Below are 16,906 nucleotides of genomic sequence, written 5' to 3' on the forward strand. Positions count from 1 at the left end.
TCCTGTTTCCTGCTGTTCCCGGTGACCGGTTCAATCCTTACCCTCACCGGCATCACCAGAGGCACCGAGGTCATTAGCATCAATACCCAGCTCGCCGGATAGCCCGGTCAGGGCATCGGTACTCTGCAGTACTTCCTTCAGCAGGGCCTCCAGATCCCGGGAACGGTCCGCATGGGCCAGTAACTCCCTCAGCTGATTCCGTACTGCCATCAGTTTGCGCAGGGGTTCAATCTGCTGGACCACATTGGCCGGCTCAAAGTCTTTCATGGAGGCAAACGACAGGTTGACGGCAAACTCAGTATCATCCTCGCTGCCTTCATCACCGGCACTGGCCAGTTTATTGGCCACTTTCAAATTCAACTGGGGACCAATGGTGGCCATGACCGAGTCAAAGTTATCCTGATCGATATCAGTGAAGTTCCGGAAGTCCACTTCTTCTTTGTGGCTGTCCGGCTTATCGCCGGAAAACTCACCAATAACCCCGACCACAAAAGGCAGCTCCCGTTTTTCCAGGGCACCGTTGGTTTCCACATCGTAGGTAATGCTGACCCGGTTTTTACTGATGCGTTTATGCTGTGTATTCAACGCCATAATCTTTGCCCCTGTTATTCCTCAACTGGCCCTAACCTTTACTGGAATGGGATTCCGCCTTGCCGGTAGGCAGGTCGTAGGTGACATCGCCACCAGGTTCCAGCTTACCGCCTTCGCCTTCATTCCAGTGTTTCACCTTGACCTTGCTGTAGGCCAGGGCAATGCTCTCAAACGGGGTAGCACCGTCGGACGCACTGAGGCTGTAATTGACAATCCGGGCATTGGTTAACTGCAGCTGCAGGTAAACCTGTGCCCCCTGACCGGAGCGATCAGGCTTGGTCACAATAATATCAACGGTGTCGCCTGTATCCCCGGGCACATACATCCGTGAGAGAATATTTTCCGAGGCACCATCCATCTCCTTGCTGACAGTGATTTCACTCATGGCCACCATGCCGGCATCACGATTCATACCATTGCCAATATCCATACTTACCGACCGGGCGGCACCCCAGTTGAAGGAGCGAATGGCAAACCAGCCCTTGCCAGCGACACTGTCTCCACCGGTATATTCAGCCGTAGCATCACCTTTACTCGTGGCTTCGCCCAGCTTCATGTACATATTGGCCATAACTTTTTCCTCAGAAACGGTGCTGGTTACACAAGGTCATCCAGATTACTGATATTGAGCCCTCCGGGGGGATCGGAAACGGAAGGGACAGGTTCAGTAATAACCTCTTGTTGACGACTTACGTTGTCTGCATAGTCAGGTGGTGATGTCGGAGGCTCAGGTTCCGCAGCGGCCTGCTCAGGGGCCAGTGTTTCGGTCAGGACCGCAGGAATATGGCTGAGCCCTGCTACACCGGGGCCGGGAATGGGGACCTGATGGCTGGTATTCATGCCGGTTAACTCCATAATCCGGCCCATAAGGTTATTGTTATCCTGCAGCAGCTCATTCATTAATTCAGGCAACGGCGTATATCCCCAGCGGATCGCTTTCTCCAATAAATACGACACCGGACTCTGAGGTTCGGTACGCTGAAAATAATCGGACAACAGCCTGAGCTGCTGGAATGCCTGGTTGCGGTTAAACGATGGATCAGTCCCGGCGGCCTGCTGCTCGCCAGCGTTGCCTGTTTCATTCTGGACGACAGTTTCCTGCACACTCGCGTCTGGCTCGGCAGTGTCCCTGGGGAAATCTGTGATACCGTGGTTATCCCGGGCAGCCTTGCGAACATCCGGTGGCCAGGGGGTAATCAACCCCTCGGTGAGGTCAGCAATGGCCTGCAGGTTGGCCTCCAGGGCCTGACGCAGAAACCGGCTGCCCGGCGCGGGCATATTTATTTTTTTGAAATGCTCTATCAGGGTCTTATCCAGGGCATCAAGCCCATCAAGAACATCCTGAATGTCGTTTATTTGCGTAACAACAACGTTAATGTCGTCTGTGTCGTTTTGCTGGGAAGATGAAAACGCTATCTTAACCTTCTGTTTCAGCTCGTTGCGGCTGGCCTCTTCATGCTGGTAGCAGACATAGTCAATATCACTGACCAGGGGCAACATGCGCAGGGGCACGGCAATCTGGCAACTGTCCTCTGATTCACCGAACAGCAGCTTCAGGGCCCGCCCCTGAACCTCAGCCCGCTCCATACCGGCGTTATCCGGGTCTGCTGAGCGAAGCTTTTCCACCGGCAGAAAAGGCTGTATCTGCTCGCCAAATTGATTGATACAGAGGTCAATCAGCTGAATCACCAGGGCCAGTTGCGCAAAGGGACGGCTGGTAAACAGCTGAGCCATGGCCAGCCATGCCAGGCACTCCAGGTCCCGGGAAGATTTCTCCAGAACCTCCAGCAACAGGGTGCGCAATTGCAACCAGTTCTCCCGGTTTTCGATCTCCAGAATATCCAGCTCTGTGGGATCCGGATTCAGGGAGAGTTTCTGCAGACTGGTTTGGGCGATGTTGTAGGCATTGCGCAGGGGACGATACAGTTCACGATTGCTTTTCAGGTATTCTCCCCCCGGTGACTCCTCCGACAGAGGCACCAGAAAGGCATCAAACTGCTCGACAGATAACAACCCTTTCATTGCAGAAACATGCTGGTCATTTTCAATAAATTAGAAGACAGATTAGTTCCACTTTTATTGATCTGCCAGATTCTGTCGCTTAACTGAAATTGCCCGCTTCTAAATCCGTATATACCGAAAGGATATAGAGTTGCTGCGATGCTACAAGCGTCGAACTCCCGGTAGCCTTGATGAAGGTGACGGGGGGAGCCGGACAATAACGTAGAACATCAGATCATAAAGCCCCTAAAACACACCACCACACTACAAAACAAAAATAATCATTTTGACATACATCAAAACACACAATGCATTAATTCTGTACAGTCCGCGCAACTCATTAAATAATGACTGGATAACACAAAATGTCACAAACCTTCACTCAATCCATTGCTATAAATAATGCCTCGACGGGCGGTTGGGAGAAACGTGATACACAATGGATGCTGACACTGTTTGGCACAGCTATTGGTGCCGGCGTTCTATTTTTACCCATTAACGCAGGTCTTGGTGGCATCTGGCCCCTGATTCTGATGACCATCCTTATCGGCCCCATGACATTTTTGGCCCATCGCGGTCTCAATCGCCTGTGCCTGTCCTCCAAAAATCCCCGGGCCGATATTACCGAAACCGTTACCGAACATTTTGGTCAAAAGGCTGGAAGCCTGATCACTCTGGGCTACTTTGCTTCCATCTACCCTATCCTTCTGATCTATGGCATTGGTATTACCAACACTGTCAATTCACTGATGGTTAATCAGCTGGGGATGGCAGAGCCAAACCGTGCAATCCTGAGCTTTGTGCTTGTGGCCGCCATGGTCAGCGTTATGGTCGCCGGTCAGAAGACCGTACTGAAAGTCACCAATGCCATCGTATACCCGCTGATCATTGTGCTTTTTGGGACCTCTGTGTATCTGATTCCCCAGTGGAATACTGCCCAGTTTGATGTTTCTGTTTCCGCTGGCGACTTTCTGAAAACCGTTTTCCTGACCATTCCGGTGCTGGTATTTGCCTTTAACCACTCTCCTGCCATCTCTTCTTTTGCCTCAACCTATCGCAGCGAGCTGGGAGATAACGCCGAACAGCAGACCAGCAAGACACTGAAGCGCACCACCATGATGCTGGTCGGTTTTACCATGTTCTTTGTTTACAGCTGCGTTCTTACCCTGTCGCCAGCAGAGCTGCTTCAGGCCAAGGCTGCAAACCTGCCAATTCTGTCCATTTTTGCCGAGCGCACTGACAACCAGATCTTTGCCTGGCTCGCTCAGGTTGTGGCGATTATTGCCATCTCTTCATCCTTTTTCGGGCACTACATGGGAACCCGCGAAGGCCTGCAGGGCATGATCGTTAATCGTGCCAGGGCACAGGGGAAGCAGGTAAACCTTAAAGCCATCGATAAAGGGGTTATCGTCTTTATCACTTTGTCAGTATGGGCTGTTGCTTATGCCAATGTCAGCGTCATGGGCATGATCGAATCACTGGTTGCCCCAATTCTGGCCATGATTCTGTTCATCCTGCCGGTATACGCAACCCATAAAGTACCAGCAATGGCCAAATACCGCTCAAGGGCCAACATCTTCACCGTGGTGATGGGCTTGATTGCCATTACTGGCTTTATTACTTCCCAGTTGATGTGATCCCCCGCCGGGGCCCTGCGGCCCCGGAACAGTCACAATCATCATTCGGAATACCGGCAGAGCCGATGGCACTCCCGCAATATCAGTCCCAAACAAATGACGGCACAATAGGACAAGAACTCTTCAGGTACTTCAGGTAAAAGTGCCCGAAACAGCCATGTGCTTCAAAGCAGCAATACCCTGACAGGCATCAGAAATCCGCCGCTTACTTTAACCTTTTTACCGAACCAGCAAACTATGCTCAGTATTTTTGATATTTTCAAAACAGGCATTGGCCCATCCAGCTCACACACAGTGGGTCCAATGTGGGCAGGACACCGCTTTCTGAACGAGCTTGAAGAAAAAGGCATCCTGTCCAGTATCTCATCCATTCGTGTTGGTCTTTATGGCTCACTGGCGCTCACTGGTGTTGGCCATGGCACCGATAAAGCCACCCTGCTCGGCCTGGCCGGTTATCGCCCGGACACTATTGATCCCGATGAAGCTGATCAGATTTTTGCACATATCAAAACCAATAAAGCCCTCAAGCTGGCCTGTAAACACGCCATTGACTTTGATTACCACAAGCATCTGATTTTCCATAACGGAGAAACGCTGCCTGAGCACCCCAATGGCATGCGCATTTTCGCTTCCGACAACAATGGTGTGGTGATTTATTACAAGTCTTATCTTTCCATTGGCGGTGGCTTTGTGGTCTGTGCCGATGGGTACAATCAGCCAGAGGCGGCCAACAGCTCGGAAGACTCCTGTCAGATCCCTTATCCTTTCAGAACCGCCGCAGAGCTTCTTGACCTTTGCCATGAGCATAACCTGACCATTGCCCAGTTGACTATTGCCAATGAAGTTGCCCGGCATCAGGGTGATGGAGACCTGGTAAATGACAGGATTGATGCCATTTGGGCAGTCATGCACGCCTGCATCGAACGGGGCCTGCGTATGGAAGGAACCCTTCCGGTCAGTGGCCTGAAGCGCCGTGCCGCGAATATGCATAAAAAGCTGACCAGCAACCCTGAAGCCATGCTGATGGATCACTTTGCCATCATGGACTGGGTAACCCTGTTTGCCATGGCCGTTAACGAAGAAAATGCCTGCGGGGGCCGTGTGGTCACGGCTCCGACCAACGGTGCTGCTGGCGTTATCCCGGCGACGCTGGCCTATTACACCCGCTTTATCTCGCGAAATAATCAGCAGGGAATTCGTGATTTTATTGCCACAGCCGCTGCCATTGGCTCGCTGATCAAGATGAATGCGTCGATTTCCGGAGCCGAAGCGGGCTGTCAGGCTGAAGTAGGCTCTGCATGCTCAATGGCTGCCGCAGCGTTGGCTGCCATTCAAGGTGCCACCATGGAACAGGTGGAGAATGCCGCTGAAATCGGCATGGAACATCATCTGGGCATGACCTGCGACCCCATCGCAGGGTTAGTGCAGATTCCCTGCATTGAGCGCAATGGCATGGCCGCCATCAAGGCCATCACTGCGTCCCGTCTGGCCATGCGTGGCGATGGTGACCATGCGGTGTCGCTGGACAGCTGCATTGAAACCATGTATCGGACAGGGTTGGATCTTCAGGCCAAATACCGGGAAACCTCATTGGGTGGCCTGGCCGTGTATGCCAGGGCACAACCGATCAAAATCGTTAGGACAGCCTCCTAGTTCATGCTCTGTTGTTAACCGCGAAAACCTGGGTCTTTTTCGCTTCCTCAGCACTGGAGATACATTTTTCAAACCACTGATAATGCAATGCTTGGGAAGGGAGAACGCGTAATGACGGGTTTGGGTGTAAAAGATCATTGATTAAGCAAACCATCGGCTCAAGGTAGCTTTTTAAGGCCTCAGCCGTTTGGGTCAATGTATTGAAATCCTGGATATTTGGATGGCTTACCGAAGCTACTCTCAAGCACAGTTGCTCCAGGCTTTTTTTATCATTGGGTATGGCCTTATGGTAAGTGTTATCAGGCTTTACGGTTTCGTATCTCTGCATGGCGTGGGAAAGTGCCAGAGCCCGGGCTTGACGCTCTGAGGGAAAAAAGGTGCATAGTTCGGCATCGTGACAGAAGCTGACGGCTGTTCCGGTTTCCAGCTCTTTCAGAACTCTGTAGAGACTTTGACCATAAGCAAACGCATCGTCTGCTGTTTTTGCCGGGATATGTGCGTTCAGGTCTTGCAGTAATTTGAACGTATCCGGTGCGGCGAAATCCTCACTGCCAAAATGCGAACTTTCTCCGGCTACTGCCGCTTGTCCGAAGTCCAGCTGTTTAACGCTTTGGGTATTCTGGTCAAACATACAGTTAAATGGTTTAACATCAGAGTGAACAATGCCTTGTTTTTCAAGATGCGCCAGGGCAAACAGTTGCTGTTCTTGCAGATGGGCATAGGCATTAAAAAATTCGTCAGGCGTGATAATCCCAGTTTTCAGTTGGTGTATGAGTGTGATGGTCAGCGTTTGAAGATTTTGCCCATCTATGAACTCAAAAAGTAATCCTGACCGGTTATCGACCTCCACAAAACCATAGCAATTTACAATGTTTGGATGGTCGCCTACTTTTTTCATTATCTCTGCTTCCCGATTCAGAGACTCTATAGCCGCTTCGTGACGGGAGTTTGTTATTGGCCTTTTCAGGGCAAACTTTTCAGAGATTCCATGAACATCCATTTGTTCGACCAGGTCAACAATCGCAGTGGCACCGTGTCCAAGTGTTTTAGTGATTGAAGCCTGTTCGCTCAGTATTGAGTGGTCACTGTTTTCCCAGAAAACTGAATCTTCCGAAACCTCAGAGCTTGGGGTCAGGAGTATTCCGGTATCTTCGACTGATGACCCGGAGCGACTGGACAAGGAGGTGCTGCGACTTTCATAGCCAACGTCATTTTCGGTTGTGGGGATGTGTTTTGTGACAGGTGGGGTTTTGGTTGTATTCGTGGGCAGCCGGTCAGCCTGGTCGGTATGGGCTTCACTCCCCTCCTTTTCAGAGTTGATAGTGGAAGGAGTTGAGGCAGAAGGGTTGAGTGGTTTCATTGCCTGTAAAGTTTAGTTGCCCTGATAGAGCAACTTATCGACATGAAAGGCAACGACTTTGCCAAAAAAGCCGGATTCGGTCTGAAACTTCCTGCATATCAATGAATTACAGTTCATCATCATCGCAAATAACCGCTGCTGCTGGAAATTTACCGGATCCGCCCCCAAGGCAGGAAGTGTAACAGCACTGGGCTCAGGGCATTAGCAAGAAGTTAATTATGATGTTTCCGGGCCAGGATATCTATCGTAAGTCACCTTCTTATCCAAAAGTTTTATTTATAATAATCATTAAAAAGACCAATAATTAAATGAATTAGAAATTGGCGCAATAAAAACAATCAACCATGGAAGAGCTTAAGTACTCGAACGGAGAAGTTGCCATGATAACTGCATCGAAAATCACCCAGGCTTTACATATTGCGAATAAATCAGAAAATAAAAATACTGAGCCTAAAAAAGGAAGCTTTAAAGACCATTTAATAGCTTGTTGTGCAAATACTATTTATATGCCTGCCAGTTCAGATATCTCCAAATTCGGCAGTTACTCCCGAACGTATAAGAGCATGCCGAATATTGCACTTTCTGTCAAAAAACCATCAACCCCTCCCGCTGCACCGCCGCCGCCACCAATAATGAAACAACCTGACACATGGGCGCAGATTAAACGCAACATTAGTGCTGAACAAAAGGGAAAGAATAAAAAACACGAAAAATCAAATAAAGAATTTACAGAAGAGCTTTTTGAAAGACTGAAAGAACGCAGAAAAGAAACAGAAGGAACGGAAAGGGTTCTGGAGTCCAAACCACGAAAGTCAGAATCCCAGTCCGTGGAACCTGCCGGGGTTGCTCCAAAGCAAATTGAAACGGTTCCTGTGGGTCCTGGTATAATTCCTCCACCACCCCCTCTTCCTGCTGTTTTATCGGGTAAGAAGGTGATAAAAAGCGACAAAAAACCGGCAATAGCACCAAAACCGGTGGTGATGGGATCTAAATTATCCCCCCCTCAACAATTTCAAATGTCTAAGCATGTACTCGAAAGTATCAAGTTGAAGAGGACTGGGAGGAATTTAGAATCTTGAAAATTCAGGCAGAGATGACCCATCAAAATTGTCAACATGTCATCCGCTTGATAGTCAAAAAAGGCGAAGTCATGACTTCGCCTTTTTGCTGCTTAATCCACTATTTTCAGACAGCCATTTCCAGCAACAGCTTGTTAAGACGCTGAACATAAGCCGCCGGATCGTCCAGTTGACCACCCGCCGCCAGGCTGGCCTGATCAAATACCACCCGGGTCAGGTCGGCAAAGCGATCTTCGTCCACTTCTTTATCCAGTCGGCCAATCAATGGGTGTTCCGGGTTAATCTCAAAGATCGGTTTGGATTCTGGCATGCTCTGGCCGGCAGCTTCCATAATGCGGCGCATCTGCATCCCCATATCGTTCTGCCCAACCACCAGACAGGCTGGAGAGTCCGTCAGGCGATGGGTCACCCGAACCGATTCGACATCAGCACCCAGCACATCACTGATGCGCTTGACCAGATCTTCATGCTCTTTAGCCGCCTCTTCCTGGGCCTGCTTCTCTTCTTCAGAGTCCAGCTTACCAAGATCGAGATCACCACGGCCAATATCCACGAACGATTTGCCGTCAAACTCGAAAAGATGGGACATCAGCCACTCATCGACGCGGTCAGAAAGCAGCAGAACTTCCAGCCCTTTCTTGCGGAATACCTCAAGATGTGGGCTGTTGGCCGCCGCTTTGGGCGTCTCTGCGGTAATGTAGTAGATCTTGTCCTGACCCTCTTTCATCCGGGAAACGTAGCCTTCCAGGGATTGATCCTGCTCAAGTCCCTGGCTCTCAGTGGATGAGAAGCGCAGAAGTTTGGCAATCCGCTCACGGTTGGCATAATCTTCCGCTGGCCCCTCTTTGAGCACCTGGCCAAACTCTTGCCAGAAACTGGCGTATTGTTCAGGTTCTTTCTTAGCCAGTTTCTCCAGCATATCCAGCACTCGTTTGGTCAGCGCGGTTTTCATGCTGTCAACGGCCGGGTCTTTCTGAAGGATTTCCCGGGAAACGTTCAGGGACAGATCGTTAGAGTCCACCACTCCCTTGATAAAGCGCAGGTACATGGGCAGGAATTCCTCTGCCTGATCCATGATAAAGACACGCTGAACATAGAGTTTCAACCCTTTCTGCATATCACGGTTATACAGGTCAAAGGGAGCTTTGGCGGGAATATAAAGCAGGCTGTTGTATTCCAGCTTGCCTTCTACCCGGTTGTGGCTCCACTTGAGTGGGTCGGTATGGTCATGACTGATGTGTTTGTAAAACTCTTTATACTCTTCATCCGTGATGTCGCTGCGGGAACGGGTCCACAGGGCTTTCGCCGTATTCACCGTTTCCCACTCGGGCGCTTTGTCTTTGTCTTTCTCTTCTTCGTTTTCTTCCTCCGTCGCTGGCATCTCTTCCTTGCGCATCAGGATTGGCATGGAGATATGGTCAGAGTATTTGCGGATGATATTACGCAGGCGCCAGCCATCCGCATACTCTTCAGCCTCAGGCTTCAGATGCAGAATAATGGTGGTACCCCGTTTGTCCTTCGTTATTGGCTCAACGGTAAACTCACCGGAACCATCGGACACCCAGCGCACGGCTTCTTCTGTGTCTACCTTGCGGGTTTCAACGGTCACCTTGTCAGCAACAATAAATGCGGAATAGAAACCAACACCAAACTGACCGATCAGCTGGGAATCTTTCTTCTGGTCACCGGTCAGTGTTTTCAGGAAGTCCGAAGTACCGGATTTGGCGATGGTACCCAGATGGGTAATCACATCGTCACGGTTCATGCCAATGCCGTTATCGGCGATGGTGACGGTGTTGGCGTCCTTATCGTAATCCACCCTGACGTCAAGATTTGGGTCACGTTCCAGCAACTCACTGTTCTTGAGTGCCAGGTAACGCAGCTTGTCTGCAGCATCGGAAGCGTTGGAGATCAGCTCCCGTAAAAAAATCTCCCGATTGGAATAGAGAGAGTGAATCATCAGGTGCAGAAGCTGTTTCACCTCAGTCTGAAAGCCCAGCGTTTCTTTTTTCGTTTCGACTGCCATTAGAACCTCAATCCAGGTTAATCAACACATTGAGTATTTTGATAGTCAGGAGATATGGGCAGTGGTGGAGATTTCAACCCTCTTTCGGTCTTTGGTTATTAAATTTCATTTTATCATCAGCGGCTGTTTTCATATGGTGGTCAATTGATGCAAAATGCACCCTTGGTTATTTGGTTAACTACCTACCAGCGCCACCTCCTGACAACACCAAAGGATGGCGGTAAATAACATTAACCGCCATTGGTTCAATGGCGGTTGTTGGAGAGTCAATGACGGAATTGCAGTATTTTTGGGGCTGGGCAGTTTACCTGGCAGGAGCCTTCGGCTGCCTGCTGAGCCTGTGGTTTATTGTTGGTAATTGGCATCCGCGGCTAAAGCGGCCTCTGATGCTGGCTTTTGCTGTACTGTTTTTCCTGCCCGGTACTGTTCACCCTGAGCAGAGCTATCTTGGCCCGGCCTTCCTTATCAGCCTTTATGATGGCCTTAGCCTGGGAGTTGACGCCATGTGGCGAACGGGGCGGACTGTGGCAATTGCCGCTGGTGTTGCAGTGATTGCAGGCTTGTTATTACCCGTCGGCAAGGCAAAAAAAGCAGCTTCTGACAAAAGGCAAAAGCCCAACACAAGCCACGCTAAACATCAACGCAAAGAACCCGCCCTGGGCCCTGCTTCAAACCAGAAATCCTGAACTTAACCGCGATTTATCAAATAATGTGTGAACTTCTTGGAATGAGCGCCAACACGCCTACGGATATTGTGTTCAGCTTCCGTGGCCTGATGCAGCGCGGGGGCAAGACCGGCCCCCACAGTGATGGCTGGGGAATCGCGTTCTATGAAGGCAAAGGGTTACGGGAATTTCGTGATCCCAACCCAAGCTGTGATTCTGAAATTGCCAACCTGGTCTGCCGCTACCCGATCAAAAGCACCATCGTGATCAGTCATATCCGCCAGGCAAATGCAGGCAGAATTGCCCTGGAAAACACCCACCCATTTACCCGGGAACTCTGGGGCAAACACTGGACCTTTGCTCACAACGGCCAATTGAAAGGCATTAAGAAGTTCCCCCTGAAACACTACTTGCCGGTGGGAACCACGGACAGTGAGTACGCTTTTTGCTGGATCATGGACCAGGCGCGTGAGCGCTTCCCCAAACCACCCAAAAGGGTGAGTACGCTGCAACGCTTTATCCGCCAGCTCTGTGACGAACTGCGTGGGCTGGGCGTATTCAATATGTTGCTGAGCGACTCCCGCTATCTCTATTGCTACTGCAGTACCCGGTTGCACTGGATAACCCGCAGAGCGCCGTTTAATCAGGCCAGTCTCAAAGATGACGACATTACGGTGGATTTTGCCAAAGAAACCACAGAAAACGACATCGTTTCTATAATAGCTACTGACCCGTTAACCATTAATGAGACTTGGCACCCTATTCAGCCCGGCGACATGGTGGTTTTTGATAATGGCGAACTTGCTGCCTGAGTAAAAAAATCGGCATAACTGAAAACCAGTCATCAACAAGCAATTACACTTAGCAGGTCTCTATCCAGTTCAGCGACTTATAGGTTAGCCAAGGGGGGTAATGATGAGTACACCGATCAGCAGACCTGCGTATGATATTAACACCGGCCAACTTGATGACAGTCGGTATCAAGCCCAAAAAACACGAAGTTCAAAAGATTCTCTGTTCCATGGCAGAAGTACCAGAGAGCTTCTTGAACCGGTTAACATGTCAACGTTCAGAGATGAAACCGTAGATCCTGGCCAGGCATTGATTAATGACCGAACTTTTGCCGCACGAAAAGAACACGTTGCCTCCCTTTCCTGCTTAACCTCAACCCAGTCAAAAATGGCGGATGATAAAAGTGCTGTGCGCCAGAATCGGCTGACTGCCCCCCTCCCGGGCCCATCATCTTCATCCCGGCAGGATAATCGGGATGCCTACATTATCAATATGCACACCTTAAGGCTGGAAAACGACGCATTACCTCGTGAAGGCGCAGAACCTGCCTGCCTGAAGCATAATAACTGGTGGGAACGCAATAAAAAGTGGAATAGCACCTTTATCCTCAGCACGCTGGCCACCGCAACAACAGTGACCGCTTCGCTGATTTCAGACATAACCCGCGATGATGATCAGGCACTTTTCCAGCGATCAGGGTCCGTCGTCGTCTGCTGGGCCATGTTGGTGACATTTATTACCCTGAGAAAGAGAAGTGAAAAACTGCCAAGCCGCGAGCTGATGATTGAAGCACCCAACCATAAATTACCCCGGGAAGGGGACGTGAAATTAAAGGACCTGGCTGAACAGATCGGCAATGCCAGCATCACCGAAAGGAAAGTAAAAAGAACAGCCAGTGAGTGCGACTGGGTGATCCTGCTGGCAAGTATCATCGGTACCCTGATTTGGGGGTACGGAGATTTAATAGCCAAGTAAACACAACGATTTATCTGACCAAAATAATAGCCTGGCTTTCGTTCCGGGATCAGGGCCAGAGTCCACCGGAGTCAGCCAGTACTTTGCCGAGAGTTCGCAGCCATCTACCAACGTCGGGACCAGTTCCGCTTAAGGCAATTTTGATGGTTTCAGACCACCGCCGGTTCCGATAAACGAAAGAGCGATTATCCCTCTGCCCGGGTCTGTCATTGTAATAAACACATTAAAAAAAAGGCTTATTGCAAGTTAATCCAAACATTTGGAGTTGAAAGATTTTATCGGAACAAGAACTTTCAGGATGGTCTGCTCTCTGAAGAAGCAAACCAGGAACGATAGTAATAAAAACTCACAATGCCCTGGATAATCGATATATGATTCCACCATGCCAGCCAGTTTATTCAGATAGATCATCTGCCTCTGCGAACCATGGGAAACTGGAGTCTCCTGATCCGTCTCATATCGCTAAACCCGATACCGTGGTTGCAGTAAATTCTCGTATTAGTGTTGGTACCAGCCATTGCACAGTAACAGAGCGCCCTCTCATCACAACCGCCACTCTTGAGCGAACTGTCCGGAAATTACCCTGTGTTGAACATCCCATTGCTGCTGCTTTTGAGCGGGCCATTGAGGAAAAAAATCCGGAACAGTTACTACGTCTAGTTGCCCGGCATCCGTCGCTTATTGAGCAGTATCCGGCCTGTCTTTTGTTGGCAGACGAAGAAGGCAAGACATTGGTTCATCGGATGGGAGCGTCAGATTATACACTTTTGCTCCGTAAAGCGCTCAACACTGAGCAAGGTAAACATGCATTGTGTACAAAAGATCATAATGGCGACACGGTATTACACCATGCAGCACGGGCTAAAACATCCGGAAGTCTTGATGTGATCATTGCCTCCGGTGCCGGTGCACAGTCTTTGCTCGAACAAAATAAAGAAGGATTGTTACCGCTGCATATTGCTGTTTTACGGGGGTATATCAGCAGCAGCATCAAGATGATGAACTGTGTACCAGAAACCTTGATAACCATGGATAACAGTCATAAAACGCCGCTGCACTGCCTGGAATTTACCCAGGCGTCAGAGCGGGCGCAGCTGGCATTTCTCAAAGTTGCCATAGAGAAGCCCTGTGTCCGTGAGAGACTGAATCACCTGCTGTTCTTTCTCAATTTACACAGCACCGATGCCCAATGTGAAAAAAGAATCCAGCAGTTAAGAACATCGGTTTTGCCAGCCTTCAGGCCTGTTATTGCTTATAGGCCGAATAAAGAAACAGCCATCTCAAAAACGGGTTCCGGGACATTCCGGTGCTCACCTGTCGGGGAGCTGTTTGCCCCTCTATGGAACTGTCCTGAAGTAACTTCCACACTTCCGATGTTGGCCAGCAAAGAAAAAACCTTGCCACAGAGTCACGGAGAAACGGAGAAAAGAAAAAATCTTTGCCTCTGTGACTCCGTGTCTCCGTGGCAAAAAGAGACAGTTACTCAGGGACAATTCCTATTTGCCCAAAAAGACAATCCTCTGGGCAGTACATTCATTCAGGCCATGGATTTATCGTCGACGGTTTCATCCGGTAGCCGGGCATTACGCCATAGGGCAAAACAGGTGCTTCAGTGGCTTGGAGAGGTGGGGGTGTATGGCACCTTTTTCTGCATGAAGAGGGAGCAAGCGCACAGCTTTATCGCTCTGGGTGATGAAAATGTCAGCGTACAACTGGTCAACCAGCTGGTTGGATTGGGCGCTCCAAAAATTCAACTGCGATTATCGCCCCCATGGCATCAACCCACCGCTACCCGGCAGTCGGAAGCAACAGGTCAATCAGACAATAATGCCGACCCGGAATCTGCTGAAGGGCTGAAAACAGAACGATTAAAGCGGGTGGAGCTCAATAAGCTGGCGCTGTTATTGCCCGGCTTTGATCCTGACAGACGCCTCCCGCAATGTTTCCGTATGGGGCAAAGTACACTATCCATCGTACAGTGCGATGATGGAGTACCAGAACCTGCTGTGGTGTTTTCATTTCTGGATCTGCCCGAAAAACACCAGCAACACACTGTCCATTGCGATCATTACATGGTGGTAAAACCCTACCGATTTGACAGTACATCACCGGATGGTCGGGTGTTGTACACCGATTTTGATGGTTTGAACCTGCGAAAAATCCCCCTGCACCTGCCACCCAACAGCCTGCTTCCGGAGCCTGGCACCATCAGAACTTTTACATGCGACCGGGATGAACGACAGTGGATCAGAGAAGCCTTGAATGCCTCACCCATAAACAGTCCCTTACAGGCGAAAACCCTGGGCAGAATCTGTACTTTGTGCCGACAAGGGCATATCCATTTGAATGTCATTTATGGGTTAAAGCATCAGGACGTTTTACCCAGAAGAGAACAGCTGCTAGGTCGATGGATCGATGCCCTGCAAAAAGTCACCCAAGAGAGCAAACCCACGCTGATTTTGACGGGTAAATCCCAGATACCCAACGAACTGCCTGATAACCCGGGCATGGCCAAAACACTGGTGATTATTGATTCTGAGTCGGAAGAGGTTGAGGCACAGCTGGGACAGTTCAGCAAACATAAAGCCGTTGCCATCTGTTTGCTGCCAGACCTGCCAAAACCGGTGTTTCATCATCTGATCACGGCTTCCGATCTGCCTGTATTGACCGAGGGAGCCAATACCACATCCTTTCTTTTGCAAACAGGCCACCCCTATTTGTCCACACTGCCTGATGGTGAAACCCCGATTCCACAGGATATGGGGTATCCCCTTGAGGCGCTGAAAATTGAGGCTCTTTCCTATAAACTCAGGATAAACGAAACGGAACAGCAGCTTTTGCAAGAGGTCTATTCACTGATTTGCCACGGGCATTATCAGGAGGCGATGGACTATCTGGATGACCATAAAACAGCCCTGGCCGATTTGCGATTTATCAATGACCAACAGCATCAGGCCATTTCTGCCGTCACCGTCCGGAGCCTGCTGAAAAAAGGGGTGCAAAAGCGCCTCGGCACCCTGGAAAGGGTGGCACTACTGGCGGCCACTAACCCCTCAGTGGATGCATTGGTTGAATATATTCATGATTGCCTGGACGGCTCATCCGTTGTCGCCCACCATTTTGCCCTGCAACGTATGCATGTGGGGCATGATTTTAACAATGCACTGATCGCCACGTTAGTGAAATTTGCCCGGATAAAACAGGTGCTTTGATCAATGTCTTTTGTCCTGCACCTGGCCTGCTCAACCACAATAGCAATGGCTTTACGCTTAAATTCCGGAGAATAATTCTTACGCTGCTTTGTCACTTTCTACCTCGTCATCAATGGCACTATTGTGCTTAACAAGGTGTCCTAAGTCATTAAACCACTTCATTAGCTGAATGGAATGACTGAAGATAACGCGCTCTGGCGATCACAGCCTGCTCTTTAGCTTCTTCCTTGTTGGAGGTTTGTATTTTGATTCTTTGGTAGATCTTTTTATAGATCTTTTGTCCCTCGGCGTAAGCGAGATCTGTCAGGTAGCGCTTCCTTTCGTTCTCCCTTTTACGCTCGGCGTAAGCGGGATCTGTCTGGTAGCGCTCCCTTTGGCGCTCCCTTTCGCGCTCCCTTATACGCTCGGCGTAAACGGGATCTGTCTGGTAGCGCTCCCTTCGGCGCTCCCTTTCGCGCTCGACGTAAGCGGGATCTTTGCGAAGTTCCCTTTGGCGCTTTCTTTTGCGCTCGGCAAGTGAAGAACGGCCATCAACATTAACTTCTGCCCGGGTTGTCTGGTTATCACGTGTAGCCTGGTGCATGTATAACGGATTAACGACAGCAACTGGCCGTAAATCTTGTGAACTATGAATTCCGGCAGGAAGATTAGTTAACTGTAAACCTGAATTTGTATGATTCGCTGTTGTGTGCTCTCTAATTTCAAGCTCGTCCCACATTATTAGCTGCTGAAAGGGAGTACCTGGTGTTAGTAATAATGGATTTTTAACGTGTTCATACTCATTCTGGTAAGGAACATATTCATCAAGAATGGATTGTGGTATCTGCATATTCTGGTAAACGTGAACGCTAATTCTGGTAAGCGTGAACACCTCCGCTTACCCAAGCACTGCCCTCCTTTATTTGTAGCCTGAGT

Annotated in this window: 13 protein-coding genes; 7 read left to right on the top strand and 6 right to left on the bottom strand. The window is 49.7% G+C overall.

Translation table 11 applies throughout. The features are described 5' to 3' along the window. Positions 1 to 30: 30 nt before the first annotated feature. From tssB to ACO6UY_RS16035, 3 genes are read right to left on the bottom strand one after another with little or no spacing between them, the layout of a single operon-like run. Positions 31 to 591 (bottom strand): type VI secretion system contractile sheath small subunit, encoded by a 561-nt coding sequence (tssB, locus tag ACO6UY_RS16025; RefSeq protein WP_422448089.1) that lies wholly within the window; start codon positions 589 to 591, stop codon positions 31 to 33. Between the two features lie 31 nt (positions 592 to 622). Next, positions 623 to 1,162 (bottom strand): Hcp family type VI secretion system effector, encoded by a 540-nt coding sequence (locus ACO6UY_RS16030; protein ID WP_422448091.1) that lies wholly within the window; start codon positions 1,160 to 1,162, stop codon positions 623 to 625. Between the two features lie 26 nt (positions 1,163 to 1,188). Then, positions 1,189 to 2,613, bottom strand: coding sequence for an ImpA family type VI secretion system protein (locus ACO6UY_RS16035; RefSeq protein ID WP_422448093.1), 1,425 nt, complete (start codon positions 2,611 to 2,613; stop codon positions 1,189 to 1,191). A 344-nt stretch (positions 2,614 to 2,957) separates the two neighbouring features. Between ACO6UY_RS16035 and ACO6UY_RS16040 the strand changes: the two genes are divergently transcribed. Next, positions 2,958 to 4,229 carry an aromatic amino acid transport family protein gene (locus ACO6UY_RS16040; RefSeq protein WP_422448095.1) on the top strand — a complete coding sequence of 424 codons (1,272 nt, stop codon included), beginning with the start codon at positions 2,958 to 2,960 and terminating at the stop codon, positions 4,227 to 4,229. A 237-nt stretch (positions 4,230 to 4,466) separates the two neighbouring features. Next, positions 4,467 to 5,882 (top strand): L-serine ammonia-lyase, encoded by a 1,416-nt coding sequence (locus ACO6UY_RS16045; protein WP_422448097.1) that lies wholly within the window; start codon positions 4,467 to 4,469, stop codon positions 5,880 to 5,882. Position 5,883: 1 nt separating this feature from the next. On the opposite strand, the gene ACO6UY_RS16050 is transcribed toward ACO6UY_RS16045, so the two are convergent. Further along, positions 5,884 to 7,242 (bottom strand): protein kinase domain-containing protein, encoded by a 1,359-nt coding sequence (locus ACO6UY_RS16050; protein WP_422448099.1) that lies wholly within the window; start codon positions 7,240 to 7,242, stop codon positions 5,884 to 5,886. Between the two features lie 344 nt (positions 7,243 to 7,586). Between ACO6UY_RS16050 and ACO6UY_RS16055 the strand changes: the two genes are divergently transcribed. Then, complete coding sequence (locus tag ACO6UY_RS16055) at positions 7,587 to 8,321, top strand: hypothetical protein (RefSeq protein WP_422448101.1); 735 nt, start codon at positions 7,587 to 7,589, stop codon at positions 8,319 to 8,321. A gap of 106 nt (positions 8,322 to 8,427) precedes the next feature. Here the strand turns inward: ACO6UY_RS16055 and htpG are convergent, their stop codons facing one another. Further along, positions 8,428 to 10,347 carry a molecular chaperone HtpG gene (gene htpG, locus ACO6UY_RS16060; protein ID WP_422490575.1) on the bottom strand — a complete coding sequence of 640 codons (1,920 nt, stop codon included), beginning with the start codon at positions 10,345 to 10,347 and terminating at the stop codon, positions 8,428 to 8,430. A gap of 248 nt (positions 10,348 to 10,595) precedes the next feature. Here htpG and ACO6UY_RS16065 point away from each other — a divergent pair, with 248 nt between their 5' ends. The 4 genes from ACO6UY_RS16065 (at position 10,596) to ACO6UY_RS16080 (ending at position 15,991) form a co-directional block, all read left to right on the top strand. After that, entirely contained in the window at positions 10,596 to 11,033 is a 438-nt protein-coding gene (locus ACO6UY_RS16065; RefSeq protein WP_422490577.1) for a hypothetical protein, read from the top strand. A gap of 23 nt (positions 11,034 to 11,056) precedes the next feature. Further along, on the top strand, positions 11,057 to 11,824 hold the full coding sequence (locus ACO6UY_RS16070) for a class II glutamine amidotransferase (RefSeq protein ID WP_422448107.1): 768 nt from the start codon (positions 11,057 to 11,059) through the stop codon (positions 11,822 to 11,824). 247 nt (positions 11,825 to 12,071) lie between these two features. Next, entirely contained in the window at positions 12,072 to 12,779 is a 708-nt protein-coding gene (locus ACO6UY_RS16075; protein ID WP_422490578.1) for a hypothetical protein, read from the top strand. Positions 12,780 to 13,150: 371 nt separating this feature from the next. Next, on the top strand, positions 13,151 to 15,991 hold the full coding sequence (locus ACO6UY_RS16080) for a hypothetical protein (protein ID WP_422448111.1): 2,841 nt from the start codon (positions 13,151 to 13,153) through the stop codon (positions 15,989 to 15,991). Positions 15,992 to 16,139: 148 nt separating this feature from the next. On the opposite strand, the gene ACO6UY_RS16085 is transcribed toward ACO6UY_RS16080, so the two are convergent. Further along, a complete protein-coding gene (locus ACO6UY_RS16085) occupies positions 16,140 to 16,574 on the bottom strand; it encodes a hypothetical protein (protein ID WP_422490580.1) in 435 nt (144 codons plus the stop codon). Positions 16,575 to 16,906: the final 332 nt, after the last annotated feature.

The sequence above is a fragment of the Endozoicomonas sp. ALE010 genome (assembly GCF_049310165.1).
In the GTDB taxonomy this organism is placed as follows: Bacteria; Pseudomonadota; Gammaproteobacteria; order Pseudomonadales; family Endozoicomonadaceae; genus Endozoicomonas.

Coding starts and splice junctions, on each gene's coding strand:
- tssB (WP_422448089.1), bottom strand. CDS start 591: ATGGCGTTGAATACACAGCATAAACGCATCAGTAAAAACCGGGTCAGC.
- ACO6UY_RS16030 (WP_422448091.1), bottom strand. CDS start 1,162: ATGGCCAATATGTACATGAAGCTGGGCGAAGCCACGAGTAAAGGTGAT.
- ACO6UY_RS16035 (WP_422448093.1), bottom strand. CDS start 2,613: ATGAAAGGGTTGTTATCTGTCGAGCAGTTTGATGCCTTTCTGGTGCCT.
- ACO6UY_RS16040 (WP_422448095.1), top strand. CDS start 2,958: ATGTCACAAACCTTCACTCAATCCATTGCTATAAATAATGCCTCGACG.
- ACO6UY_RS16045 (WP_422448097.1), top strand. CDS start 4,467: ATGCTCAGTATTTTTGATATTTTCAAAACAGGCATTGGCCCATCCAGC.
- ACO6UY_RS16050 (WP_422448099.1), bottom strand. CDS start 7,242: ATGAAACCACTCAACCCTTCTGCCTCAACTCCTTCCACTATCAACTCT.
- ACO6UY_RS16055 (WP_422448101.1), top strand. CDS start 7,587: ATGGAAGAGCTTAAGTACTCGAACGGAGAAGTTGCCATGATAACTGCA.
- htpG (WP_422490575.1), bottom strand. CDS start 10,347: ATGGCAGTCGAAACGAAAAAAGAAACGCTGGGCTTTCAGACTGAGGTG.
- ACO6UY_RS16065 (WP_422490577.1), top strand. CDS start 10,596: ATGGCGGTTGTTGGAGAGTCAATGACGGAATTGCAGTATTTTTGGGGC.
- ACO6UY_RS16070 (WP_422448107.1), top strand. CDS start 11,057: ATGTGTGAACTTCTTGGAATGAGCGCCAACACGCCTACGGATATTGTG.
- ACO6UY_RS16075 (WP_422490578.1), top strand. CDS start 12,072: ATGTCAACGTTCAGAGATGAAACCGTAGATCCTGGCCAGGCATTGATT.
- ACO6UY_RS16080 (WP_422448111.1), top strand. CDS start 13,151: ATGATTCCACCATGCCAGCCAGTTTATTCAGATAGATCATCTGCCTCT.
- ACO6UY_RS16085 (WP_422490580.1), bottom strand. CDS start 16,574: ATGCACCAGGCTACACGTGATAACCAGACAACCCGGGCAGAAGTTAAT.